Raw genomic sequence first — 22,743 nt, 5'->3', positions numbered from 1 at the left:
GATGTACCGCCCGGATTGCGAAGCCGCTGTCTCTAGCCAAAGGACAGCCAAAAGGCAAGGGCGGGTGCGCTCCCCCTGGCGGAAACGGGACGTTCTTGACGGACAAGGAGGGACGCTATGCCGCAGCCCGCTTCCTTCGCCACACATAAACTTGACCGCCCATGGGGGCGTCGCTAGGGTCCGCCGTCCGTTTCAACAGCGGGGTAGGCGGCACAGTGGCCGACGCGAAGAAACTATCGTTTCAGGATCTCATTCTCACCCTCCAGCGCTACTGGGCGCAGCAGGGCTGCGTGGTGTTGCAGCCCTATGACGTGGAGGTCGGGGCAGGCACCTTCCATCCGGCGACCACCCTGCGCTCGCTGGGGCCGGAGCCGTGGAAGGCGGCCTATGTCCAGCCGTCCCGCCGGCCGACCGACGGCCGCTACGGCGAGAACCCGAACCGGTTGCAGCACTACTACCAGTTTCAGGTGATCCTGAAGCCGAGCCCGGAGAACATCGTCGAGCTGTATCTGGGCTCGCTGAAGGAGATCGGCATCGACCTCAACATGCACGACATCCGCTTCGTCGAGGACGACTGGGAGAGCCCGACGCTGGGCGCCTGGGGCCTCGGCTGGGAAGTGTGGTGCGACGGCATGGAGGTGACCCAGTTCACCTACTTCCAGCAGATGGGCGGCTTCGACTGCAAGCCGGTCGCGGGCGAGATCACCTACGGCCTCGAGCGCCTCGCCATGTATATTCAGGGTGTGGACAACGTTTACGACCTGGACTTCAACGGCCAGGGCGTCACCTACGGTGACGTGTTCCTCGCCAACGAGAAGCAGTTCTCCGCCTTCAACTTCGAGCACGCCAACACCGAGATCCTGTTCCGCCAGTTCCGGGAGGCGCAGGAGCAGTGCCAGGCGCTGCTGGAGGCAAAACTGCCGCTGCCGGCTTATGATTTCGCCATCAAGGCCAGCCATCTGTTCAATCTGCTCAATGCCCGGGGCGTCATCTCGGTGGCGGAGCGCCAGGCCTACATCGGCCGCGTGCGCGAGCTGGCCAAGGGATGCTGCAAGGGCTGGATCGACGTGAACGCGGACCGCTGGGCCCGTGAGTTCGGGTGGAGTGCCGCCTGATGTCTGAACTGTTGCTCGAGCTGCAATCGGACGAGATTCCGGCGCGCATGCAGGCCCGCGCCATCGAGGATCTGTCCCGCCTGCTGGGCGATGCCCTGAAGGCACAAGGTCTGGAGCCGGAGAGCCTGGAAGCCTTCGCCACACCCCGCCGCCTGGCGGTGGCGGTGAAGGGCCTGCCCGACGCCCAGCCGGATGTGGAGGAGGAGCGCCGCGGCCCCCGTGTCGACGCGCCCGCCCAGGCCATCGAGGGCTTCCTCAAGTCCACCGGCCTCACCCGCAGCCAGCTGGAGGAGCGCACGGAGGGCAAGGGCACGTTCCTGTTCGCCCGCATCTCCCGCAAGGGGCGGCCGACGCTCGAGGTGCTGCCGGAGATCATCCCCGGCGTCATCCGCAGCTTCCCGTGGCCCAAGTCCATGCGGTGGGGGGAGCACTCCCTCTCCACCGATTCCCTGCGCTGGGTGCGCCCGCTCCAGTCCATCCTCTGCCTGTTCGACGGGCAGGTGGTGCCGCTGGAAGTGGAGGGCGTGCGCAGCGGCAACATCACCCGCGGTCACCGCTTCATGGCCCCGTCGCCCTTCCCGGTGAACAACCCGGAGGAGTACCGGACCAAGCTGCGCGTCAGCAAGGTGATCCTCGACATCGCCGAGCGCCAGCGCGTCATCGACACGGCCGCCCGCAAGCTGGCGGAGACCGCCGGTCTGGAGCTGGTGGAGGATCCGGGCCTCCTGGCGGAGAACGCCGGTCTCACCGAATGGCCGGTGCCGCTGATGGGCCAGTTCGACGAGAGCTTCCTCAAGGTGCCGCCCGAGGTCATCCAGCTGACCATGCGGGCGAACCAGAAGTATTTCGCCCTGCGTGACCCGCAGACCGGCAAGCTGGCCAACCGCTTCATCTGCGTGGCCAACGTGGAGGCGAGCGACGGCGGCAAGGCGATCGTCGCCGGCAACGAGCGGGTGCTGGTTGCCCGCCTGTCGGACGCCAAGTTCTTCTACGAGACGGACCTCAAGACCCGCCTCGAGGACCGCCTGCCCAAGCTGGCGGACATCGTGTTCCACGAGAAGCTGGGCACGCTCGCGGCCAAGGTGGAGCGGGTGGCGGGCCTGGCCCGCACGCTGGCGGCCTATGTGCCGAACTGCGACGCCGATCTCGCCGAGCGCGCCGCGCGCCTCGCCAAGGCGGACCTCGTCAGCGGCATGGTGGGCGAGTTCCCCGAGTTGCAGGGCGTGATGGGCGGCTACTATGCCGAAGCGCAGGGCGAGCCGCTCCAGATCGCCCAGGCGATCCGCGAGCACTACAGCCCGCTCGGCCCCAACGATGCGTGCCCGACCGCGCCGGTCTCCGTCGCGGTGGCGCTGGCGGACAAGCTGGACACCCTCGTCGGCTTCTTCGCCGTGGGCGAGAAGCCCACCGGCTCGAAGGACCCCTACGCGCTGCGCCGCGCGGCGCTGGGCGTCATCCGCCTCATCCTCGAGAACAACCTGCGCCTGCCGCTGCTGGCGGCGCTGAAGGCCGCCCGCGCGGCGCTGAACGTGGCGGACGCGACGGACGCGCTGGACCAGGTCCTGCTCGACTTCTTCGCCGACCGCCTCAAGGTGCAGCAGCGCGAGGCCGGCGTGCGGCATGATCTCATCGATGCCGTGTTCAGCCTCGGCGGCGAGGACGACCTGGTGCGCCTGCTGGCGCGCGTGTCGGCGCTCAGCGCGCTGCTGGCGAGCGAGGATGGCGCCAATCTGCTGGCGGGCTACCGCCGTGCCGCCAACATCCTGCGGATCGAGGAGAAGAAGGACGGCTGCCGCTATGACGGCGCGGTCGACTCCGCCCTCTTCACCCAGGACGAGGAGCGGGCGCTGTCCGAGGCGCTCGTCGGTGCGCGGGCGGAAGTGGACAGCCTGCTCAGGGTCGAGGATTTCGGCAGCGCCATGTCCGTGCTGGCCCGTCTGCGGCCGCTGGTCGATGCCTTCTTCGACAACGTCACCGTCAACGCGGAAGAGGCGGCCGTGCGAGCGAACCGCCTCAACCTGCTCAACGCTCTGCGGGCAGCCGTGCATACCGTGGCCGATTTTGCCCGCATCGAAGGTTAATCGCGCGGAGCCATCGCACCCGAAGATTATATCGGGTTGACTTTTGGATCGTCGCGGTCATTTCAAGGCGCGTAGCTTTGCTGCGTTGCAACAAAGTTGCACGCGCATGAACGGAGGCAGCAAGACCATGACCAAGTGGGTGTACAGTTTTGGCGCAGGAGCGGCGGAAGGCAATGCAGGCCAGAAGACGCTTCTTGGCGGCAAGGGCGCGAATCTGGCCGAAATGGCCTCCATCGGCCTGCCGGTTCCGCCAGGCCTGACCATCACCACCGAGGTCTGCACCTACTACTATGACCATGGCCAGACCTATCCGCCCGAGCTGAAGGGCCAGGTGGAAGCCGCGCTGGCGAAGGTGGAAGAGGCCGTGGGCGCGAAGTTCGGCGACCGGCAGAACCCGCTCCTGGTCTCGGTGCGCTCGGGCGCCCGCGTGTCCATGCCGGGCATGATGGACACCGTCCTCAATCTCGGCCTCAACGACGAGACGGTGGAAGGCCTCGCCGCCAACAGCGGCAACCCGCGCTTCGCCTGGGACAGCTACCGCCGCTTCATCCAGATGTATTCGGACGTGGTGCTGGGCCTGGAGCACTACCTGTTCGAGGAACAGCTCGAAATCCTGAAGGAGGAGAAGGGCGTCTCCCTCGACACCGAGCTGGACGCGGACGACTGGAAGACCCTGGTCGGCACCTACAAGGGGCTGGTGGAGAAGCAGCTGGGCCGTCCGTTCCCGCAGGACGTGAATGACCAGCTGTGGGGCGCCATCGGTGCCGTGTTCGGCTCGTGGCAGTCCGAGCGCGCCAAGGTCTATCGCCGCCTGAACGACATCCCCGAGGACTGGGGCACCGCCGTCAACGTGCAGGCGATGGTGTTCGGCAACATGGGCGAGGACTCGGCCACGGGCGTCGCCTTCACCCGCGACCCCTCCACCGGCGAGCGCGCCTACTACGGCGAGTACCTCATCAACGCCCAGGGCGAGGACGTGGTGGCGGGCATCCGCACGCCGCAGTACCTGACCAAGGTGGCCCGCGAGAAGGCGGGCGCGACCGCCCCGTCCATGGAAGAGTCGATGCCGGAGACCTACCGGCAGCTGGCCGAGGTGTTCGAGATCCTCGAGAAGCACTACCGCGACATGCAGGACATCGAGTTCACGGTGCAGCGCGGCAAGCTGTGGATGCTCCAGACCCGCTCCGGCAAGCGCACCGCCAAGGCCGCTCTCAAGATCGCGGTGGACATGGCCAACGAGGGGCTCATCACCCGCGAGGAAGCCATTCTGCGCGTCGATCCGCAGGCGCTGGACCAGCTGCTGCACCCGACGCTCGACCCCAAGGCCAAGCGCGACGTGCTGACCAAGGGCCTGCCGGCCTCTCCGGGCGCGGCCTCGGGCGTGGTCGTCTTCACCGCTGACGAGGCCGAGCGCCTCGCCAACGCCGGCAAGGACGTGATCCTCGTCCGCATCGAGACCTCGCCGGAGGACATCCACGGCATGCACGCGGCCCGCGGCATCCTCACCAGCCGCGGCGGCATGACCAGCCACGCGGCGGTGGTCGCCCGCGGCATGGGCCGCCCCTGCGTCTCCGGCGCGGGCACGCTCGCCATCGATCTCAAGGCGCAGGTGATGCGCTGCAACGGCCGCGAGGTGAAGGCAGGCGACATCATCACCATCGACGGCTCCACCGGCGAGGTGATGGTGGGCGCGGTGCCGACCATCCAGCCGGAGCTGGCGGGCGACTTCGCCACCCTGATGGGCTGGGCCGACAGCCACCGCCGCCTCAAGGTGCGCGCCAATGCGGAAACGCCGCTGGACTGCCGCACCGCCCGCGATTTCGGCGCGGAAGGCATCGGCCTGTGCCGCACCGAGCACATGTTCTTCGACGCGGACCGCATCGTCTCCGTGCGCCAGATGATCCTGGCGGAGGACGAGGCCGGGCGCCGCGCTGCGCTCGCCAAGCTGCTGCCGTACCAGCGTGAGGACTTCGTGCAGATCTTCACCATCATGGCGGGGCTGCCGGTGACCATCCGCCTGCTCGATCCGCCGCTGCACGAGTTCCTGCCGCACAAGGAGGAGGAATTCGCCGACGTGGCCGCCCAGGCGGGCGTGTCGGTCGAGTCGCTGCGCCGCCGCGCCAACGAGCTGCACGAGTTCAACCCGATGCTCGGCCATCGCGGCTGCCGCCTCGGCGTCACCTTCCCGGAGATCTACGAGATGCAGGCCCGCGCCATCTTCGAGGCGGCGGTGCAGGTGGCCAAGGCCTCCGGCCAGACGGTGGTGCCGGAGGTGATGATCCCGCTCGTCGCCACGCCCAAGGAGCTGGCGCTGATGAAGAAGGTGGTGGAGGAAACCGCCGCGAGCGTGTTCGCCGAGACCGGCACCACGCTGGACTACATGGTCGGCACCATGATCGAGCTGCCGCGCGCCGCCCTGCGCGCGGGCGAGATCGCCGAGCACGCGGCCTTCTTCTCGTTCGGCACCAACGACCTGACGCAGACGGCGCTGGGCATCTCCCGCGACGACGCGGGCCGGTTCCTCGGCACCTATGTGGACAAGGGCATCTACGCCAAGGACCCGTTCGTCTCCATCGACGTGGACGGCGTGGGCGAGCTGGTGCAGATCGCGGCGGAGCGGGGCCGCAAGACCCGTGGTGACCTCAAGCTCGGCATCTGCGGCGAGCATGGCGGCGACCCGGCCTCCATCCGCTTCTGCGAGAGCGTGGGGCTGGACTACGTGTCCTGCTCGCCCTACCGCGTGCCCATCGCCCGTCTGGCGGCCGCTCAGGCGGCGCTGGCGAAGAAGTAAGGGGCCGCTGGTACTCTCTGGCCGGAGAGGTGCCTGCCCCCTTTCCGGGCGCTTCAGAGAGCCAGAGTCAGGGCCGAATTCTGGGCCAGGTTCAGGGGCCGTGTCCGAGGCATCGGGCGCGGCCCTTTTCTGTTGCCGGGATACGAAGCGCAAGTACCGGGCAGGTGATCGTTCCACGGACTGTAGTTTGGAATTAGAGGAACTTTAATAAAACCGGCCGGTTTTCCAGAGAGCCAGCATGGTTCAATGGCCAAAAACAAGTCCAGAGGTATCCCTTTCCCCTCTGGATACAAGGGCTCAGGCAGGATTGTTGCTCCGAACATCCCTGAAATCGGAGAGTGTCATGAGTGTGAAGCGTTCGAACAGTGTGTTGCCCGGCTTTGTGACTGTTACGGTTCTTGGCGCGGTGCTTGGCGCAGCCGGGGCGGCGCAGGCGGCGGAACCGGCCCGGCGGTATGTCGTGGTGCAGTGGGATCTGGAAGCCGCCATGAAAAACGAGTCTCTCGATGCGGCCCGCTACGCCCGGTTCGCCCAGCAGGCGCGGGAGCGCGGCAACGCGCAACTGGCCGACGTCTTCGAGCGCGTCGCCACGGCCGAGCGCGGGGAGCATCTCCAGAGGCTGGCCGCCCTGTCCGGTCAGGAGGCTGCCCCGGACCCGGCGGAACAGCAGGCCGCGCTGGCCCGGCTGCCCAACCAGTCCGACGCGGCCAACCTGCGCGACGCCATCACCAACGAGCGCTCCCAGGCCAACACGCTGCGCTCCGAGATGGTCAATCGCGCCCTGAAGTATGGGGATGTCGAGGCCGCGCAGACGTTCCTGACCGTCGGGCGGGGGGAAATCGACAACCTGCTGGCGCTCCGCGCCGCCCGCAAGCTGGCCCGGCAGATGGCGGGTTCCTGACCCGCCCGGTCCGGGCGGCGTTTCATCGCCTCCGAGACCAAAGGGCCTGCCGGGGTCAGCGCACCGGGTGGAAGTGATCGTAGATGGCCTGCGCCATGGCGGTGGAGATGCCGTCCACCTTGGCGATGTCGTTGACCCCGGCGCGGGCCACCGCCTGCGCCGTGCCGAAGTGCAGCAGCAGGGCACGCTTGCGGCTGGGGCCGATGCCGGGGATGTCGTCGAGCGGGCTGCGGGCCATGTCCCGGGCGCGCTTCTGGCGGTGGCTGCCGATGGCGAAGCGGTGCGCCTCGTCGCGCAGGCGCTGGATGAAGAACAGGGCGGGACTGCCCGGCTCCAGCGTCATCTCCCGGCCGCCGGGCAGGTGAAACACCTCGCGCCCGGCGTTGCGGTCCGGCCCCTTGGCGACGCCCACCATGGGCATGTCCTCGATGCCCAGATCCTCCAGCACGGCAAGGGCGGCGTTGAGCTGGCCCCGGCCGCCGTCGATGAACACCAGATCGGGCCAGTCGCCCTTCGAGCGGTCCGGGTCTTCCTCCTGAAGGCGGGCGAAGCGGCGGGTGAGCATCTCGCGCATCATGGCGAAGTCGTCGCCCGGCTTCAGCTCGGTCGAGCGGAAGTTGAACTTGCGGTAGGCGTTCTTGCGGAAGCCCTCGGGCCCGGCCACGATCATGGCACCGACGGCATTGGTGCCCTGGATGTGGCTGTTGTCGTAGACCTCGACGCGCTGGGGCGGGGCCTCCAGATCGAAAACCTCCGCCAGCAGCGCCAGATGCCGGGCCTGGCTGCTGGTTTCGATCATCCGCCGGTCGAGCGCGTCGCTGGCATTGCGCGCGGCCAGCTCGACAAGCTGGGCCAGCTTGCCCCGGCGCGGCATCTCCAGCGAGACCCGGTGCCCGGCGCGGGTGGAGAGCGCTTCCTCCAGCAAGTCCATCTCGGGGAGCTGCCGGTCGAGCAGGATGCGGCGGGGCGGCAGCTTGTCCTCGTAAAACTGGGAGAGGAAAGCGAAAACCACGTCCTCCAGCGTCTCGGTCCTGTCGTGGCGCGGGAACAGGGCGCGGTTGCCCCAGTTCTGCCCGCCGCGGATGAAGAAGATCTGGATGCAGGTGACGCCGCCCTTCTGGCAGGCGGCCACCACGTCCGCGTCGCCCGCGCTTTCGGCGTTGATGCCCTGCTCCTGCTGGATGAAGGTGAGCGCCCGCAGCCGGTCGCGGAACACGGCGGCGCGCTCGAAGTCGAGGGCCTCGGCGGCCTCCTCCATGCGGGCGGCCAGGCGCTTCTGCACGTCCTGGCTGCGGCCGGAGAGGAACGCCTTGGCGTCACGCACGAGGCCGGCGTAGCTCTCCGCATCGATGCGGCCGGTGCAGGGGGCCGAGCAGCGCTTGATCTGGTAGAGCAGGCACGGGCGCGAGCGGTTGGCGAAGAAGCTGTCCGTGCAGGAGCGCAGCAGGAACACCTTCTGGAGCGTGTTCAGCGTGCGGTTGACCGCCCCGGCCGAGGCGAAGGGGCCGTAGTAGCTGGCCTTGCCCTTGGCACGCGCGCCCCGGTGCTTGCCGATCTGGGCGAAGGGGTGGTCCTCCCGCAGCACGATGTAGGGGAAGCTCTTGTCATCCCGCAGCAGCACGTTGAACGGCGCGCGGTAGTGCTTGATGAGGTTGGCTTCCAGCAGCAGCGCCTCGGCCTCGGTGTGGGTCGTCACCACCACCATGGAGCGGGTCTGGGACACCATGCGCTGCAGGCGCACCGGCAGGCGGTTGACCTGCGTGTAGCTGGCAACGCGCTGCCTCAGGCTCTTGGCCTTGCCCACGTAGAGCACGTCGCCCCGGGCATCGACCATGCGGTAGACGCCCGGCCGGGCGGGCAGGGTGCGCACCACCTCGCGGATCACGGCGATGCCGCGCTCCAGATCGGGCGCGTCGCTCCCCTGAACGGTGAAGATGGCCTGTTCTTCCGAGAAGCGGTCGTTGAACGGAGGGTTACTCATGCACGCCAATATATGCGGGGCAGGCCGTCTGCCCTAGGCCGTTTGATGTTTCGGAGAAGAACGAATCAAGCCTGCGGCCAGGGCTCGATCCGAAGCCAAAAACTTATCCACTCAGCCTGTGGATAAGTTTGTGGGCATAGCGTTGGCGAACTCGTCAAACCCGCAGAACTCTGCCATTCCCTGCCCGTTGCCTGTTTTTTGAGCATATTGACCAAGTTATTGAAAGTAATCGACTTTTTTCTTGTCAACACTGTAGAGCTTCGGCTCGAAAGGGCGGAAATGGCCGAATTTCCCTGAAACACGGCAGTCTTGCGGGGATGTGTAAAACTTACCGCTTCGGCCCCGGCTCATTCGCCGGTTCCGCCGCCGCCCGGCACGCGGGCGCGTGTGCGGGTGATCTCCACGCCCACCGACTCCGTTCCGGCCACGGCATCGAGCTTTTCCACCCGCACTGTCACCGCCAGCGCCTCGGGATAGCCGAGCACGAATGCCGCGATCTCGTCGGCGATGGTTTCCACGAGGTGGATGTGGCGACCGGCCATGACGCGCCGCATGCCCTCGGTCAGCTCGGCATAGCACAGCACGTTCTCGAGGCGGTCGTCGTGGGGGCGGGTGGCGTCGGTGACCACGTCGAGGTTGAGGCGCACCCGCTGGGTGCGGCCCTTCTCGGACTCGAGGACGCCCACCTCGGCCTCCACCAGCAGGTCGCGCACGAAGACGCGGCGCAGGGCGTTGACGGCGGGCGGGGGCAGGGCGGGGGCGGCGGTTTGCATGTCAGCTGGCTCCGTCGAGGTCGGGGGTCTCCCAGGCCAGATGCTGACCGCCGTCCACGGCGATCATCTGCCCGGTGATGGAGGGCGCGCACAGGAGGAACAGCACCGTCTCGGCGATCTCCTCCGGCGAGACGGAGCGCTCCAGCAGGACGCGGGAGGCTTCGCGCGCGAAGGCGTCCGGAGTCTGGTAGATGCTTTGCAGCACCGGCCCGGGGCCGATCCCGTTGACCCGGATGCGGGGGGCAAGCGCCTGCGCCAGCGTTTGCGTCAGGGTCCATAGGCCGGTCTTGCTCACGGTGTAGCTGGTGAAGTCGGGGTTGAGCCGCCACACCCGCTGGTCGATGAGGTTGACGATGGCGCCGCTCTCCCCCTCCGGCAGTTGCCGGGCGAAGTCCTGGGAGAGGCGGAAGGGTGCCCACAGGTTGACGTCGAGATTTCGGTTCCAGCTTTCGCGCGTCACCGTATCCCATTGATCCCGCACGAAAACCGAGGCGTTGTTCACGAGCGCGGCAAGCGGCCCTGCCGCCTCCCGCGCCCGGGCGACAAGGCTGGCGCTCTCCGCGTCGCAGCCGAGATCGGCCTGGACGGCGACCGCGTCGCCGCCCTCCGCCCGAATCGCGGCAACGGTGTCGGCCGCGGCCTCATCGGAGGTGTTGTAGTGAACGGCCACGCGCCAGCCCGCGCGGGCCAGCCGCAGCGCGATGGCGCGGCCGATCCGCTGGGCGGCGCCCGTGACCAGCACGGACTTCGGGGCCGCAGACGTCACTGGCAGGGCCCCACGCTCGCGCGCAGGCGCTTGTAGTCCGCCCGCACCGCGTCCGCGTCGCCCATGGCGGCGGCCGTCTCCAGCACCGACTCCGGCAGGGACTCGGGCAGGCCGCAGGCGAGGAAGTAGCCGAGGAGCGACTGCTGCTGGAGCGGCTGGGTCTCGCCCAGGCTGTCCGGCAGCTCCACCTGGATCGTGCCCCCGCCGCCTGCGGTCTCCGGCACGCTCACGGTCAGCATGCCCTTCTCGGCGGTCTCGACGAGGAAGTGGGTGGCGAAGTCCTCGTCGGCGCGGCGCTGCATGCGGGTGGCGTCGGCCACGCCCGTCACCCGGTAGCCGAAGCCGCTGCCGCGAATCGGGTCGGCGGCCACCTTGCGGACCAGATCGACCGCCTGGCCCGGCTTCAGCATCTGGGCGTTCTGCGCCACCAGCTGGTAGATGCGGTCGTTGCCGGGGATGGCCCGGAGGAACAGCAGGACCGGCTCGCCCTTCAGCTTGGGACGCTTGCCGAAGGTGGCCTCCGGCGCATCCCAGACGTAGACGATCTCGCCCGGCACGGCGCGCGGTGCCAGCAGCACGCCGGTCACGGCGGCGCGGATGACGAAGCGGTTGTACCCCGGCTGGACATCCGGCGCTTCCTTGGCGGACTGGCGGTCGATGGCGGAAATGGTGGCGGTCAGCACCACATCCGCGTTGAGGGTGAGGTTGGCGATCAGGGGATAGGTGACGTCACCCGCGGCGAGACTCGGGGCCGTCTGCGCCATCGCGGCGGCCGGCGCGGCGAGGGCAAGGCCCGAGGCCAGCAGAATCCGTGAGGCGAGGGAGGCGGAAAAATACTTCCGTCGCATTGACCGAACGTCTGATCGCATTGCCAGCATGGCTTCCCTTCTTATGAAATTGGCAGACCCATTTCCGTATATGGCCCGGATGTGATGTGGAGGCCAGAATCGGAGCGTCTACCTTATTTTACAATGAACAGCGGGCCGCGATTGACTGTGGAGAGGCAGAAGAAGTCAAGCTTCAAAGGCGCTGTTCAGCCCCGTTCTATGCCGTGATTTGCACGGTTGCTGCATTCTTTTCGGGGCCTTTTACCTATCGAAAAAGCGGTTGCGACAGCGAACCGTCGCGGCTACTACTCAGGGTAAGTGGGGGTCCGGCGTCAGTCGGCGGGCGTCCACTTTTCGTTTTTGGTACGCGCAGCGGCCGCAGAGGACAGAAATCGGCCGTCAGAGCTGCCAAGGGCGAAATATCTCAGTTCATGGGAGAGGAGCTGACCCCCTTCGATGGCGTACACTGACCAGCAAATGAGTAAGGGACGCATCGGCGCAATTGTCGTCGTTGTTGCCATCCATATTATGCTCGGCTGGGCGTTTTCTGCCGGCTTGGCGCCGAAGTTCGTCAAACTCATCCAGGGGCCGCTGGAGGTAACCGATATTAAGGAAGCCCCGCCGCCCGAGGACGAACCACCGCCGCCGCCTGAAGAGCTGGTGGAAATTCCGCCTTATGTGCCGCCGCCCGATCTGCCGATCGAGCTGCCGCCGCCGCCGGCACCGCCGCCAATCACGACCCAGCAGACCGTCAGGCAGGTTGAGCCCCCGCGTGTGGTGCAACCCGCTCCGGCGGCTCCCGTTGAGGCCAAGCCTGCCGTGACCCGTGTCCCGGCCAAGCCGAGCCGCCGCAACGTGATCGGTGAAGACGACTATCCGTCTGCTTCACTGCGCGCTGAGGAAGAGGGCGTGACCCGCGTCCGGTTTGTCGTCAATGCCGAAGGCCGTGTCGAGCAGTGCTCGGTCGTCGAGAGCTCGGGTCACCCGCGCCTTGACGAACGGACCTGCGAACTTGTCGTTCGTCGCTTCCGGTTCGAACCGGCGACGGAGAATGGCAAGCCGGTCCCCGAGACGCGGACCCAAAGCGTGAAATGGCAGATCCGCCGTTAATCCGGCAGGCATCATTGAGCATAAAAAGCCGAGAAACGAATTTTAAAGAGGAAGTTCGAAATGGAACAGGTTGCCGTTGACAATCCGTACGGTTTCCGCGCTGCGATGGAGCAGGGCGGCATCGTTGCCCAGGCCACGTTTGGCATCATGGCCGTGATGTCGCTTGTTTCCTGGTACATCATCTTCACCAAGGCCTGGGATCAGTCCAAGATCCTCCGCCAAGGCAAGGAACTCGACAAGAAGTTCTGGACCTCCAGCAGCCTGAAGGACGGCGCTGCCAAGCTGGGCAAGAACACCGCTTACCGCCAGATCGTGGACGACGGCCTGCGCGCCGCCGAGCACCACGAGGGCCGTCTGACCGACAAGATCGACCAGCACGAGTGGGTGACCATGTCGCTGCAGCGCTCGGTCGGCGCGATCAACAGCCACCTGCAGGGCGGCCTGTCGTTCCTGGCTTCGGTGGGCGCGACCGCTCCGTTCATCGGTCTGTTCGGTACCGTGGTCGGCATCTACCGCGCTCTGGTGAACATCGGCATGTCCGGTCAGGCCTCGATCGACAAGGTCGCCGGCCCGGTCGGTGAAGCGCTGATCATGACCGCGATCGGTCTGGCCGTCGCCGTGCCGGCCGTGCTTGGCTACAACTGGCTGACCCGCCGCAACAAGGCGATCATGGACGGTCTGAACAACTTCGCGGCTGACATCCACGCGTTCCTGATGTCGGGTGCCCGCGTTGCCCCGACCGCTCCGACCGCTGCTGCTCCGGCTGCCAAGAAGTAAGTAGCGCCGCACGTCAATTTCACCACGGGGAGACCATCCCATGGCAATGAGTGTAGGATCTGACGGGGACGGCGAAGGCAAGGCCATGTCGGAGATCAACACGACGCCGCTCGTCGACGTCATGTTGGTGCTTCTGATCATCTTCCTCATCACCGTTCCGGTCGTGATTCAAACCGCGCCGGTGGAACTGCCGAAGGTGGCGAGCATCCCCCTTCAGACCAAGCCTGAAAACATCGTCATTTCCGTCGATGCCCAGGGCAACGTCTACTGGGGTGCTCAGCTGGTGGCTGGCGGCAAGACGGAGCTGCGCGAAATGGTGAAGGAGCGGGTGATCAACGCCGTCCAGGCGGGCCAGCCCATTCCGGAAGTCCATATCCGCGGCGACCGTAACACGCCGTACCAGTACATCGGCGGTGTCATCTTCAACGTGCAGATGGCAGGCATTCCGAAGGTCGGATTCATTTCCGAGCCTCCGGCAGGCATGGTCGTCACGCGCTGAGCCACCGGCTCCGGAGGAGTAACGAAAATGGCAATGAGCGTTGGAGAAGGTGGGGGCGACGGCGCCCCGATGGGCGACATGAACACCACGCCGTTGATCGACGTGATGCTCGTTCTGCTCATCATGTTCATCATCACCATTCCCATCCAGACTCACGCAGTGAAGCTGGATATGCCGCAGCAGACCAACCAGCCGCCGCCAGAGACCAATGAGCGGCCGGTCATCCACCGGGTCGAGGTTGATTTCCTCAACCAGATTTACTGGGATGGCCAACCGGTCGATCTGCCGACGATCCAGGAGTATTTCCGTCAGGCGGCCAGCAAGCCGAACCAGCCGGAAATCCACATCCGCCCGGACGCGATGGCGCAGTACGAGGTCGTTGACCAGGTGCTCGCCGCCGCCCAGACGGTCGGTGTGACCAAGATGGGCTTCGTCGGCAATGAGGCTTACGCCCAGTAAGCTTCATGCGGAACTGGTATAGCCAGAGTTCATAGTGGGTTAAGCGTAGGGCCGGTACATCCGGCCCTACGTGTTTGGGGAAGGCCGCACCACACAAAGCGGCCAAGCGGGAGAAAGCCAACATGTTGAAATCACGCATTCGTCCTTTCGCGTCAGCCCTGGTGCTCGCCACCATGACGGCCGCTGGCGCGGCAATGGTCGCCACGCCGGCGCTTGCCCAGAAGAAGGACGAAGCCCCCAAGCCGCCGAAGCCGAGCCGCAAGGCCACCAAGGGGCTCGGTGACATCCAGAAAGCGCTGGGCGCGAAGGATTTCGAGACCGCCAAGGCGAAGCTCGCCGAGCTGGAAGCCGCGGGCGACCTGACGGAGGAGGACCTGTACTTCGTCTCCAACTTCAAGTTCCAGGCCGCCGCCGAGACGCAGGACAACGCCCTGCTCGAGAAGGCCCTGGAGCAGATGGCGGTCAACAAGTACACCACCCCGACGGAAGTTCCGAAGATCCGCAACAACCTGATCGCCCTGGCGATCCAGGCCCAGGACTACCCGAAGGCGATCCAGCGCTCCAAGGAAGCCCTGGCGGCCGATCCGACCAACGTCGAGATCATGCTCAACATGGGTCGCATCTACTTCCAGCAGGACGACTACCAGAACGCGATCGCCTCCTTCCGTCAGGCGGCCGACGTGGCCAAGAGCCAGGGCCAGACGGTCGAGGAGAACGTCTACAAGCTGATCGCCCAGGCGGCGATCAAGTCGGAGAACCCGGCGGCCATCCAGTCGGCCATGCTGGATCTGGTGCGCAACTACCCGTCCCAGACCAACTGGCGCGACGCGCTGGTGCTCTATCGCAGCCAGCCGGGCGTTGGCGATCCGCAGACGCTCGACTCGTTCCGCCTGCAGTGGGTGACCAACTCCCTCGATGGTCAGCGCGACTATATCGAGATGGCCGAGCTGGCCATGAAGCGCGGTCTGCCCGCCGAGGCCAAGGCGGTGCTGGAGAAGGGCGCCGCGGCGAACGTGTTCGGCTCCGCCAAGGCGCTGGCCGACGAGATGCTGGCCTCGGCCCGCAACCGCACGGCCGCCGACCTCAAGGAACTGCCGTCGCTGGAAGCGGAAGCCCGCTCGGGCAAGACCGGCGATCTGGCCGCGTCCACCGTGGGTCAGGGCTACCTCAGCCACGGCAACTATGCCAAGGCGGTCGAGTTCTACAAGCTCGGCCTCGACAAGGGCGTGAAGAACAAGGACGAGGCCACCCTGCAGTATGGCATGGCCCTGCTGGGTGCCGGTCAGGCGCAGGACGCCCTCGCAGCCTTCCAGTCGGTCGGCGGCACCCTGAAGCCGCTGGCAGACCTGTGGGCCGCTCACGCCAACAACGTGGTGCAGGGCCGCTAAGCCCGCCCGCACACGCGCTGGCGCAGAAACGGAAACGGCGGCCTTCGGGCCGCCGTTTTTGTTTTGGGGATTTTGTTTTGGGGATATGGATGCGAGGGACGCAGTCCCTCGCGCTCCCTTTTGTCAGAACAGGCCGCGTTTCAGGAGCGCACTGGAAACACGGCCCTTCCTGTTTTCCCGGGGCCTTGCCCGCGATGCCGCGCAGGGCCCTTGAAAACGAACGTGAGGTGCAGGAGGGGCGAAGGCACGGCCTGCGCGTCCCTCCGGCAGATCAAGGATCAAAAGGGATCAGAGATCCTGGAGATAGAAGCTGCGGATCGGCTTCAGGTCGTCGTCGAGGTCATAGACCAGCGGCTGGCCGGTCGGGATCTCCACCTTGGTGATCTCCTCGTCGGTCAGGCCGTCCAGGTGCTTGACGATGCCGCGGATCGAATTGCCGTGGGCGGCGATGATGACGCGCTTGCCCGCCTTCAGGTCAGGAGCGATGCGCTCCTCCCACAGCGGCAGCACGCGGGCGACGGTGTCCTTCAGGCTCTCGGTGCGTGGCACCGGCAGGCCGGCGTAGCGGCGGTCCTTCGACACGTCGAACGGGCTGGTCTCCTCCAGCTCCGGCGGCGGGATGTCGTAGCTGCGCCGCCAGATGAACACCTGCTCCTCGCCCACCTTGGCGGCCATCTCGGCCTTGTTGAGGCCGGTCAGCGCGCCGTAGTGACGCTCGTTCAGCCGCCAGTCCTTCACCACCGGCAGCCACAGCTCGCCCATCTCCTCCAGCACCAGGTTCAGGGTCTTGTTGGCGCGGGTCAACAGCGAGGTATAGGCCACGTCGAACGCATAGTCGCGCGCCTTCAGCTCGCGCCCGGCCGCCCGGGCTTCCTCGACGCCCTTCTCGGTGATGTTCACATCCCACCAGCCGGTGAAGCGATTCTCAAGGTTCCAGGCCGACTGGCCGTGACGGATCAAGACAAGCTGAGGCATTGCAATCCTATCCCTGCGGATGAAACAAAGGGGTCTGGTCTGGCGCTGTGTAGCCAACTCGGCAGGCACAGGCAAAGGCGCTTTTCTGACGCGCCTTCAGGAGAATACGGCGGGAGCCCGGAGGGGCGAGGACAGGCAGGCGCGCGGGGGCCGGGGCCTGCGCGCCGCCTTCGGGATCCCGGCCGCCGTCTCAGGCCGGTGCGGTCATCAGGTCCTTGAGCGCGTGGTCGGGATCGCACAGCAGGGTGCGGTCCGGCTCCAGCCCGGCGGCCACGAGCTTCTTGCCCGCCATGAAGTCCTTGATGCTGTTGATGCAGTCGAGCGCGATCAGCTTGCCCTGGCGCAGGTAGCACACGGAGAAGGGCGCCGCCTCCGGCGAGCCGCGCACGATGATCTCGTCGTAGTCGATGGCAAGGCCGGCGGTTTGCAGCTTGATGTCGTACTGGTCGGACCAGAACCACGGCAGGTCCGCGTAGGGCTCGGGCGTGCCGAGGATGACGCCGACGGCGGTCTTGGCCTGGTCAACCGCATTCTGCACCGACTCCAGCCGCAGCGCCCCGGGGGCAAAGCGGTTGGGGTGACGCGCGACGTCGCCGATGGCGAGGATCGCCGGGTCCGCCGTGCGGCAGAACGCGTCCACCACGATGCCGTTGTCGCAGGGCAGGCCCGCCTCCTGCGCCAGTTCGCTGTTGGGGAGGATGCCGATGCCCACCACCACGACATCGGCCGGAATGACCTCGCCCGAGCCGAGCTGCACGCCGGTGACGGCGGTCTCGCCCACAATGGCGGCGACGGCGGTGTTCAGGCGCACGTCCACGCCCTCGGCGCGGTGCTTGGCCTCGAAGAAGCGGGAGACCACGGGGCTGGTGACGCGGGCGAGCACCCGGTCCAGCGCCTCGATCAGCGTCACCTCATGGCCCAGCTTGCGGGCAGAGGCGGCCACTTCCAGGCCGATGTAGCCGCCGCCGATGACGGCCAGCCGCGCCCCGGGCTTGAGGGAGGCGCGGATGCCGTCCACGTCCTCCAGGGTGCGCAGATAGTGCACGCCCGGCAGGTCCGCCCCCGGGCAGGGCAGGGGACGCACGCGCCCGCCGGTCGCAAGAATGCACCAGGTGTAGCGGATGGCCTCGCCCGTGCTCAGCGTCGCGGTGCGCGCCTGGGGGTCGAGCCCCGTCACCCGGGTGGACAGGCGCACGTCGATCGCGCGCTCCTGCCAGAACTCGGCCTTGCGAAGATAGAGACGCTGGGCCTCCAGCGTGCCGGCGAGATAGGCCTTGGAGAGCGGCGGGCGCTCATAGGGCAGGGCGGCTTCCTCGCCCACCATGGCGATGGACCCGGCGAACCCCTTCTGCCGGAGGCCGACCGCCGCCATGGCTGCCGCATGGCCCGCACCCACAATCAGAACATCACGCTCAACCGTTGCCATGGTCACTCCGCTTGCCTCAACGCCTGATACAAGCCCCATGGGTAGCAGCCGGGGAAACGCCCGTCATGCTCGCCTTTGGTAGAGGGGCGAGCCGGCGCACCCCGGCGGCGTTCCCGGTGGGGCGCAGCCCTAGCGCAGGTCGTCCACCAGCGCGAACAGGGCGTCGAGGCAGGCGCGGCCCAGATGCATGGAGCGCTCGGGCGACCAGCCGTGCACCGGGTCCGGGTTCTCCTCGGCATCCTTGAAGGGCATCTCCAGCGTCATGGCGAGGCACTTGTAGCGCGCCGCGATGGCGTTGGTGGACATGCTCATGTTGGCCTCGCCCGGTTTGGAGGGCGCATAGCCCACGCGGGTCTGGAAGTCCGGGCAGAGGCGGGCGAGCGTGGTCTTGTAGCGCTCCAGCAGGCTGAACTGGTGCTCGGTTGCCTCCAGCACGCCCTCGAAGCCGGCGATGAAGTTGTGGGGCAGGGCTTCGTCCCCGTGCATGTCGAGGCAGAAGTCGCAGCCGACCCGGTCCATGTGGTTGCGCACCAGATACACCTCCGGGCTGCGCTCCAGGGTCGGGTTGTCCCACTCCCGGTTCAGGTTCACGCCCGCAGCATTCGTGCGCAGGTGGCCCCGGCGCGACCCGTCCGGGTTCATGTTGGGCACGATGTAGAACACGCACGTCTCGCGCAGCCGCTTTGCCACGGAATCATCCGGGTCGGTGAGGCGGCGCAGCACGCCCTCGGCCGCCCATTCGGCCATGGTCTCGCCCGGGTGCTGGCGGGCGATGATCCAGATCCGGCGCTTGTTCTCGCCGGGCTGGCCGATGGTCACGAGGTCCAGATCCTGCCCGTCCAGCGTCTGGCCGAGCACGGAGACATCCACGTCCGGCTCCTGCGCGATTTCGGCCAGCAGGTCGTGGTGCCGCTCCATGCTGTAGGGCGCGAAATAGGCGAACCACACGCTGTTGCTCATGGGCGTGTAGCGGAAGGTCAGCTCGCCATTGGCGTAGCTGGTCTCCACCTGCGTCCAGCTCATCCGGTCCTCCGACACGCGGGCCCGGTAGCCGGGCCAGCCGTCGGGGTAGGCCGAGCCGCCCGCGTTGGTGATGGTCAGCGTGCAGGGAACGCCCGCCGCGCCGGTCAGGCGGAAGTGGAACCACTGGTAGAAGTCCGAATTGTGGTCCCGCCGGATGGCGAGCCGGATGTTCTCCGGGTTGTCGAGAGACAGGACCTCGATGTTGCCGCTGTCAAAGTTCGCGGACACCGCAAGAGCCATGGGGGTTACTTTCCTGAAGGTTCGACATAACGGGTGGTCCGGCCGGAGGGGCCGGGGAAGTCGGACAGAAGGGCGTCCGCCAGACCAGGCAGCAGGGAGGCGAAGTCGCCGCCCTTTTCCTTGCTGGTCTCGGCGGTGGCGCGGCCCTCCCAGACGGTCTGGCCATCGGGCTTCATCAGCCGGAGCGAGAGGGTGTGCACGCGGGTGCCGCTGCCCTCGCTCTTGCGGCCAAGGCCAAAGGACGTGCCGACGCTGACGCCGACGTGGCTGCCGACGCCGCCAACGCCCACCCCGACCGAGACGGGCGAGGACGAGCCGTCGCGCAGGGCGGCGCGGGTGGAGGTGACATAGCCCACCTCGCCGATCAGGTCCGCCGTGCCGCCCTCGGCGGGGCGGAAGCCGTGACGCGCCAGCCGCTCGCCAATGACGGCGGCATACTGCTGGAACTCGAGACTCCGGGTGACCTGCGGGTCCGCATGACGGAGCGAGACGGTTGCCGCCCGCGCCACGTCATTCTGGTGGAAGCGCACCACATCCGCCTCGAAACGAGGGCTGGAACAGGCGGCAAGGGACGAGGCCACAAACGCGGCTGCGAAAATACGGGTGAGGGACACGTGTGTGACTCCCTGAGACAGGAACTGTCTGTAAATCTAGGCGTCTCCGGCCGTAACAGCAATCATGGACCGGGAGATGCCCCCGTTTCCCGCCCCGCCGGGCAGACGGGGCCAGACGGCGGCAGGAGGCAGCAGCGCAATCGGGGAAATCATCCTAACAGCTTGAAATCGTGATGGCGCCACCCCAACTCCTTTGCTGCCGGCGCGCCGACGCAGCAGGTTTTGTTGCCAAGCTCAAACGTATGAGGTAGCCGAGCCGACATCGCATCTTCTACTATCCTGATCATTTATTCCGGACGTTCTGGAGGGGGCCTTGAAGGACACGACTGTTCTGGTGACCGGCGGTGCGGGCTATATCGGCAGCCACGCGGTCCTGGCATTGAAGGACGCGGGTTTCCCGGTCGTCGTCATCGACAATCTGGTGACAGGCTTCCGCTGGGCGGTGCCGGAGGATGTGCCCTTCTATCAGGGCGACATCGCCGACGAGGCGCTGGTGGACATCATCTGCAAGACCCACGGCATCAGCGCCATCATGCACTTCGCCGGCTCGGTGGTGGTGCCGGAGTCGGTGGAGAACCCGCTCAAATACTATCACAACAACACGGCCAAGAGCCGCACGCTCATCGAAAGCGCGGTGCGGAACAAGGTGAAGCACTTCATCTTCTCCTCGACCGCCGCCGTCTACGGCATCCCCGAGCGGGTGCCGGTGGCGGAGGACTTCCCGACCGTGCCGATCAACCCCTACGGCGCCTCCAAGCTGATGACCGAGGTGATGCTGCGGGACTGCTCGGCGGCCTACCCGATCAACCACGCGGCGCTGCGCTACTTCAACGTGGCAGGGGCGGACCCGGCGGGGCGCACCGGCCAGTCCACCCGCAACGCCACCCACCTCATCAAGGTGGCGGCGGAGGCGGCGCTGGGCAAGCGCGCCTCCATCAGCATCTATGGCACGGATTACCCGACCGCCGACGGCACCGGCGTGCGCGATTACATCCATGTCTCCGACCTGGTGAACGCCCACGTGCTGGCGCTGGAGCGGCTGATCGAGGAGCCGAAGCAGAACCTGCTGCTCAACTGCGGCTACAACCGGGGCTTCTCGGTGCTGGAGGTGATCGAGGCGGTGGAGCGCGTCTCCGGCGTCGCGATCCAGCGGGAGCTGGCCCCGCGCCGGCCCGGCGATCCGGCGGCGCTGGTGGCCGACAACCGCAAGATCCAGGAAACTTTCGCCTGGCAGCCGCGCTACGGTAACCTGGACTTCATCGTCGAGACCGCCCTCAACTGGGAGCGGCAGGTCGAGACGCGGAGAGCGGAAAGGCAGCTGAACTAGGATGACGGTGCCCAAGGACGGAAGCGGCTTCGATCAGATCTGCGAAGAACTGGTGCACAGGCCGCTCCGGCAACTGTCCGCCGCCATGCCCCCCCGGTCCCCGTTCCTCGTGAACGTCGGGCCGCTGCTGTTCGATTTCACCCGCACCCACTGGCATCCGAGGCTGTGGGACGCCGCGCGGCCGCTGTGGCCGCATGGCGGGTGGCAGGGGGCGTTCCGCGCCCTGACGCAAGGGGCCCTCGTCAACACGACGGAGGGACGGGCGGCCCTGCACACGGCGGCGCGCGGCTTCGACGTGCCGGAGACGGCGGCGGACGGCAGCCCGGTGCGGGCGGTGGTGGCCGAGGGCGACGCGCGGATGAAGGCGCTCGTCAACCGGCTGCGCGCCCACAAGGCCAGCGACTACGACGCGGTGCTGCACATCGGCATGGGCGGCAGCGTGCTGGGCCCGGCGCTGGCGGTGGAAGCCCTGGCCGCCGGGCACAAGGGGCGGTTCACCACCCGCTTCATCGCCAACATCGACGGCCATGCCTTCCGGCGCGCCATTGACGGCCTCGACCCGCGCCGGACGCTGGTGATCGCCGTCTCCAAGAGCTGGACCACCGCCGAGACCCGGGCCAACCTGAGGCTCGCCTGCCGCTGGCTGGAAGAGGGCGGGGTGGTGGTCCCGGCGCAGTCGGTGATCGCCGTCACGGCGGCGCGGGACAAGGCGCTGGCGGATGGCATCCCGGAGGCGCATGTCCTGCCCTTCGGGGAGTGGGTCGGCGGGCGCTATTCGGTGTGGTCGCCGGTGGGCGTCACCCTCGCGCTGCAATACGGCTGGGACGTGTTCGAGGCCTTCCGCGCCGGCGGGCGGCTGATGGACCAGCATGTGGCCGAGAGCGGCGACACCCCGAGCGCGCCGACCATCGCCGCCGTGCTGGGCTACGCCTATGCCCGGTGCAGCAAACGGGCCACGCGGGGCGTGTTCGCCTATGACGAACGGCTGGCCGCGCTGGTGCCCTACCTCCAGCAACTGGAGCTGGAGAGCAACGGCAAGAGCGTGAAGGCGGATGGCAGCCCCTACGACGGCCCGGCCATGCCGGTGGTGTGGGGCGGCGTCGGCACCTCCGCCCAGCACGCGGTGTTCCAGTGGCTGCACCAGTCCACCGACTGGGCGCCGGTGGACTTCATCGCCGTCGCCTGCCCGGATCACGGCTTCGAGGCGTCGCACCGGGCGCTGCTCGCCAACTGCCTCGCCCAGGCCAGCGCCCTGATGGAAGGCACGGACGGCGGCGGCGACCCCGCCCGGCGCCACCCGGGCAACCGGCCGTCCACGATCATCCTGCTCGACCGGCTCACCCCCGAGGCGCTGGGGGCGCTGCTCGCCTTCTACGAACACCGCACCTACGCCTTCGGCTGCCTGATGGGCATCAACTGCTTCGACCAGATGGGCGTGGAGCTGGGCAAGCGCCTGGCGGGCGGCGTGGAGACGGCGCTGGAGACCGGCAACGTGGCGGGGCTCGATCCCTCCACCGCCAATCTGGTGCGCCGCCTGATGTCACGCGGGCAGTGATCGCCTCGAGGTGTTGAGCGATCAGGAGGCAGGAGGGTCCTGGACCCTCCTGGCAACCTCCCGTTCTTTCTTGGGCCGTGCCTGCCGGGCCGCCGCGCGCATACGGGCCTGGCCG

General features: G+C 67.3%; 19 protein-coding genes. 11 read left to right on the top strand and 8 right to left on the bottom strand.

What is annotated here, in order from left to right; genetic code table 11:
* The first annotated feature begins 161 nt into the window (after positions 1-161).
* The 4 genes from ACSJJU_RS02120 (at position 162) to ACSJJU_RS02105 (ending at position 6,888) form a co-directional block, all read left to right on the top strand.
* Positions 162-1,115 (top strand): glycine--tRNA ligase subunit alpha, encoded by a 954-nt coding sequence (locus tag ACSJJU_RS02120; protein ID WP_435913505.1) that lies wholly within the window; start codon positions 162-164, stop codon positions 1,113-1,115.
* The gene (glyS, locus tag ACSJJU_RS02115) at positions 1,115-3,196 is read left to right on the top strand and encodes a glycine--tRNA ligase subunit beta (RefSeq protein WP_435913504.1); all 2,082 of its coding nucleotides are present in this window, start codon (positions 1,115-1,117) and stop codon (positions 3,194-3,196) included. The genes ACSJJU_RS02120 and glyS overlap by 1 nt, the downstream gene beginning before the upstream one ends.
* 127 nt (positions 3,197-3,323) lie before the next feature.
* On the top strand, positions 3,324-5,987 hold the full coding sequence (gene ppdK, locus ACSJJU_RS02110) for a pyruvate, phosphate dikinase (protein WP_435913503.1): 2,664 nt from the start codon (positions 3,324-3,326) through the stop codon (positions 5,985-5,987).
* 343 nt (positions 5,988-6,330) lie between these two features.
* Positions 6,331-6,888: a ferritin family protein gene (locus tag ACSJJU_RS02105; RefSeq protein WP_435913502.1), complete on the top strand. Its 558-nt coding sequence runs from the start codon at positions 6,331-6,333 to the stop codon at positions 6,886-6,888.
* Between the two features lie 55 nt (positions 6,889-6,943).
* Here ACSJJU_RS02105 and uvrC read toward each other — a convergent pair whose 3' ends face one another.
* The 4 genes from uvrC to ACSJJU_RS02085 all read right to left on the bottom strand — a co-directional run bounded on the left by uvrC (position 6,944) and on the right by ACSJJU_RS02085 (position 11,256).
* Positions 6,944-8,869, bottom strand: coding sequence for an excinuclease ABC subunit UvrC (gene uvrC, locus ACSJJU_RS02100; protein WP_435913501.1), 1,926 nt, complete (start codon positions 8,867-8,869; stop codon positions 6,944-6,946).
* A 347-nt stretch (positions 8,870-9,216) separates the two neighbouring features.
* Positions 9,217-9,642, bottom strand: coding sequence for a dihydroneopterin aldolase (locus ACSJJU_RS02095; RefSeq protein WP_435913500.1), 426 nt, complete (start codon positions 9,640-9,642; stop codon positions 9,217-9,219).
* A gap of 1 nt (position 9,643) precedes the next feature.
* Entirely contained in the window at positions 9,644-10,408 is a 765-nt protein-coding gene (locus ACSJJU_RS02090) for an SDR family oxidoreductase (protein ID WP_435913499.1), read from the bottom strand.
* On the bottom strand, positions 10,405-11,256 hold the full coding sequence (locus tag ACSJJU_RS02085; protein WP_435913498.1) for a hypothetical protein: 852 nt from the start codon (positions 11,254-11,256) through the stop codon (positions 10,405-10,407). Before ACSJJU_RS02085 ends, ACSJJU_RS02090 begins: the two co-directional genes overlap by 4 nt.
* A 435-nt stretch (positions 11,257-11,691) precedes the next feature.
* Here ACSJJU_RS02085 and ACSJJU_RS02080 point away from each other — a divergent pair, with 435 nt between their 5' ends.
* The 5 genes from ACSJJU_RS02080 (at position 11,692) to ACSJJU_RS02060 (ending at position 15,468) form a co-directional block, all read left to right on the top strand.
* Complete coding sequence (locus tag ACSJJU_RS02080) at positions 11,692-12,345, top strand: energy transducer TonB (protein ID WP_435913496.1); 654 nt, start codon at positions 11,692-11,694, stop codon at positions 12,343-12,345.
* Positions 12,346-12,405: 60 nt separating this feature from the next.
* The gene (locus ACSJJU_RS02075; RefSeq protein ID WP_435913495.1) at positions 12,406-13,122 is read left to right on the top strand and encodes a MotA/TolQ/ExbB proton channel family protein; all 717 of its coding nucleotides are present in this window, start codon (positions 12,406-12,408) and stop codon (positions 13,120-13,122) included.
* A 40-nt stretch (positions 13,123-13,162) separates the two neighbouring features.
* Positions 13,163-13,621, top strand: coding sequence for an ExbD/TolR family protein (locus ACSJJU_RS02070; protein ID WP_435913494.1), 459 nt, complete (start codon positions 13,163-13,165; stop codon positions 13,619-13,621).
* Positions 13,622-13,648: 27 nt separating this feature from the next.
* A complete protein-coding gene (locus tag ACSJJU_RS02065) occupies positions 13,649-14,080 on the top strand; it encodes an ExbD/TolR family protein (protein ID WP_435913492.1) in 432 nt (143 codons plus the stop codon).
* Between the two features lie 122 nt (positions 14,081-14,202).
* Positions 14,203-15,468: a tetratricopeptide repeat protein gene (locus ACSJJU_RS02060; RefSeq protein WP_435913491.1), complete on the top strand. Its 1,266-nt coding sequence runs from the start codon at positions 14,203-14,205 to the stop codon at positions 15,466-15,468.
* Positions 15,469-15,756: 288 nt separating this feature from the next.
* Here ACSJJU_RS02060 and gpmA read toward each other — a convergent pair whose 3' ends face one another.
* The 4 genes from gpmA to ACSJJU_RS02040 all read right to left on the bottom strand — a co-directional run bounded on the left by gpmA (position 15,757) and on the right by ACSJJU_RS02040 (position 19,746).
* A complete protein-coding gene (gpmA, locus tag ACSJJU_RS02055) occupies positions 15,757-16,443 on the bottom strand; it encodes a 2,3-diphosphoglycerate-dependent phosphoglycerate mutase (protein WP_435913490.1) in 687 nt (228 codons plus the stop codon).
* A gap of 190 nt (positions 16,444-16,633) precedes the next feature.
* Complete coding sequence (locus ACSJJU_RS02050; protein WP_435913489.1) at positions 16,634-17,869, bottom strand: NAD(P)/FAD-dependent oxidoreductase; 1,236 nt, start codon at positions 17,867-17,869, stop codon at positions 16,634-16,636.
* Positions 17,870-17,998: 129 nt separating this feature from the next.
* Positions 17,999-19,132, bottom strand: a complete 1,134-nt coding sequence (locus ACSJJU_RS02045) for a M14 family metallopeptidase (RefSeq protein WP_435913488.1) — start codon at positions 19,130-19,132, stop codon at positions 17,999-18,001.
* Between the two features lie 5 nt (positions 19,133-19,137).
* Complete coding sequence (locus ACSJJU_RS02040; protein ID WP_435913487.1) at positions 19,138-19,746, bottom strand: DUF4136 domain-containing protein; 609 nt, start codon at positions 19,744-19,746, stop codon at positions 19,138-19,140.
* A 313-nt stretch (positions 19,747-20,059) separates the two neighbouring features.
* Between ACSJJU_RS02040 and galE the strand changes: the two genes are divergently transcribed.
* Both galE and ACSJJU_RS02030 read left to right on the top strand, forming a co-directional pair.
* A complete protein-coding gene (galE, locus tag ACSJJU_RS02035) occupies positions 20,060-21,073 on the top strand; it encodes a UDP-glucose 4-epimerase GalE (RefSeq protein WP_435913486.1) in 1,014 nt (337 codons plus the stop codon).
* A gap of 1 nt (position 21,074) precedes the next feature.
* Positions 21,075-22,628, top strand: coding sequence for a glucose-6-phosphate isomerase (locus tag ACSJJU_RS02030; RefSeq protein WP_435913485.1), 1,554 nt, complete (start codon positions 21,075-21,077; stop codon positions 22,626-22,628).
* The last annotated feature ends 115 nt before the right edge of the window (positions 22,629-22,743 follow it).

It is taken from the genome of Pedomonas sp. V897 (genome assembly GCF_051304405.1).
Taxonomy (GTDB): domain Bacteria; phylum Pseudomonadota; class Alphaproteobacteria; order Sphingomonadales; family Sphingomonadaceae; genus Pedomonas.
The sequence above is the reverse complement of the archived record's forward strand: the minus strand, read 5'-3'. Positions and strand labels throughout refer to the sequence as shown.

Bases quoted from the DNA above. Each gene is read 5' to 3' on its own strand.
- ACSJJU_RS02120 (WP_435913505.1), top strand. From the start codon at position 162: ATGGGGGCGTCGCTAGGGTCCGCCGTCCGTTTCAACAGCGGGGTAGGC.
- glyS (WP_435913504.1), top strand. From the start codon at position 1,115: ATGTCTGAACTGTTGCTCGAGCTGCAATCGGACGAGATTCCGGCGCGC.
- ppdK (WP_435913503.1), top strand. From the start codon at position 3,324: ATGACCAAGTGGGTGTACAGTTTTGGCGCAGGAGCGGCGGAAGGCAAT.
- ACSJJU_RS02105 (WP_435913502.1), top strand. From the start codon at position 6,331: ATGAGTGTGAAGCGTTCGAACAGTGTGTTGCCCGGCTTTGTGACTGTT.
- uvrC (WP_435913501.1), bottom strand. From the start codon at position 8,869: ATGAGTAACCCTCCGTTCAACGACCGCTTCTCGGAAGAACAGGCCATC.
- ACSJJU_RS02095 (WP_435913500.1), bottom strand. From the start codon at position 9,642: ATGCAAACCGCCGCCCCCGCCCTGCCCCCGCCCGCCGTCAACGCCCTG.
- ACSJJU_RS02085 (WP_435913498.1), bottom strand. From the start codon at position 11,256: ATGCGACGGAAGTATTTTTCCGCCTCCCTCGCCTCACGGATTCTGCTG.
- ACSJJU_RS02080 (WP_435913496.1), top strand. From the start codon at position 11,692: ATGGCGTACACTGACCAGCAAATGAGTAAGGGACGCATCGGCGCAATT.
- ACSJJU_RS02075 (WP_435913495.1), top strand. From the start codon at position 12,406: ATGGAACAGGTTGCCGTTGACAATCCGTACGGTTTCCGCGCTGCGATG.
- ACSJJU_RS02070 (WP_435913494.1), top strand. From the start codon at position 13,163: ATGGCAATGAGTGTAGGATCTGACGGGGACGGCGAAGGCAAGGCCATG.
- ACSJJU_RS02065 (WP_435913492.1), top strand. From the start codon at position 13,649: ATGGCAATGAGCGTTGGAGAAGGTGGGGGCGACGGCGCCCCGATGGGC.
- ACSJJU_RS02060 (WP_435913491.1), top strand. From the start codon at position 14,203: ATGTTGAAATCACGCATTCGTCCTTTCGCGTCAGCCCTGGTGCTCGCC.
- gpmA (WP_435913490.1), bottom strand. From the start codon at position 16,443: ATGCCTCAGCTTGTCTTGATCCGTCACGGCCAGTCGGCCTGGAACCTT.
- ACSJJU_RS02050 (WP_435913489.1), bottom strand. From the start codon at position 17,869: ATGGCAACGGTTGAGCGTGATGTTCTGATTGTGGGTGCGGGCCATGCG.
- ACSJJU_RS02045 (WP_435913488.1), bottom strand. From the start codon at position 19,132: ATGGCTCTTGCGGTGTCCGCGAACTTTGACAGCGGCAACATCGAGGTC.
- ACSJJU_RS02030 (WP_435913485.1), top strand. From the start codon at position 21,075: ATGACGGTGCCCAAGGACGGAAGCGGCTTCGATCAGATCTGCGAAGAA.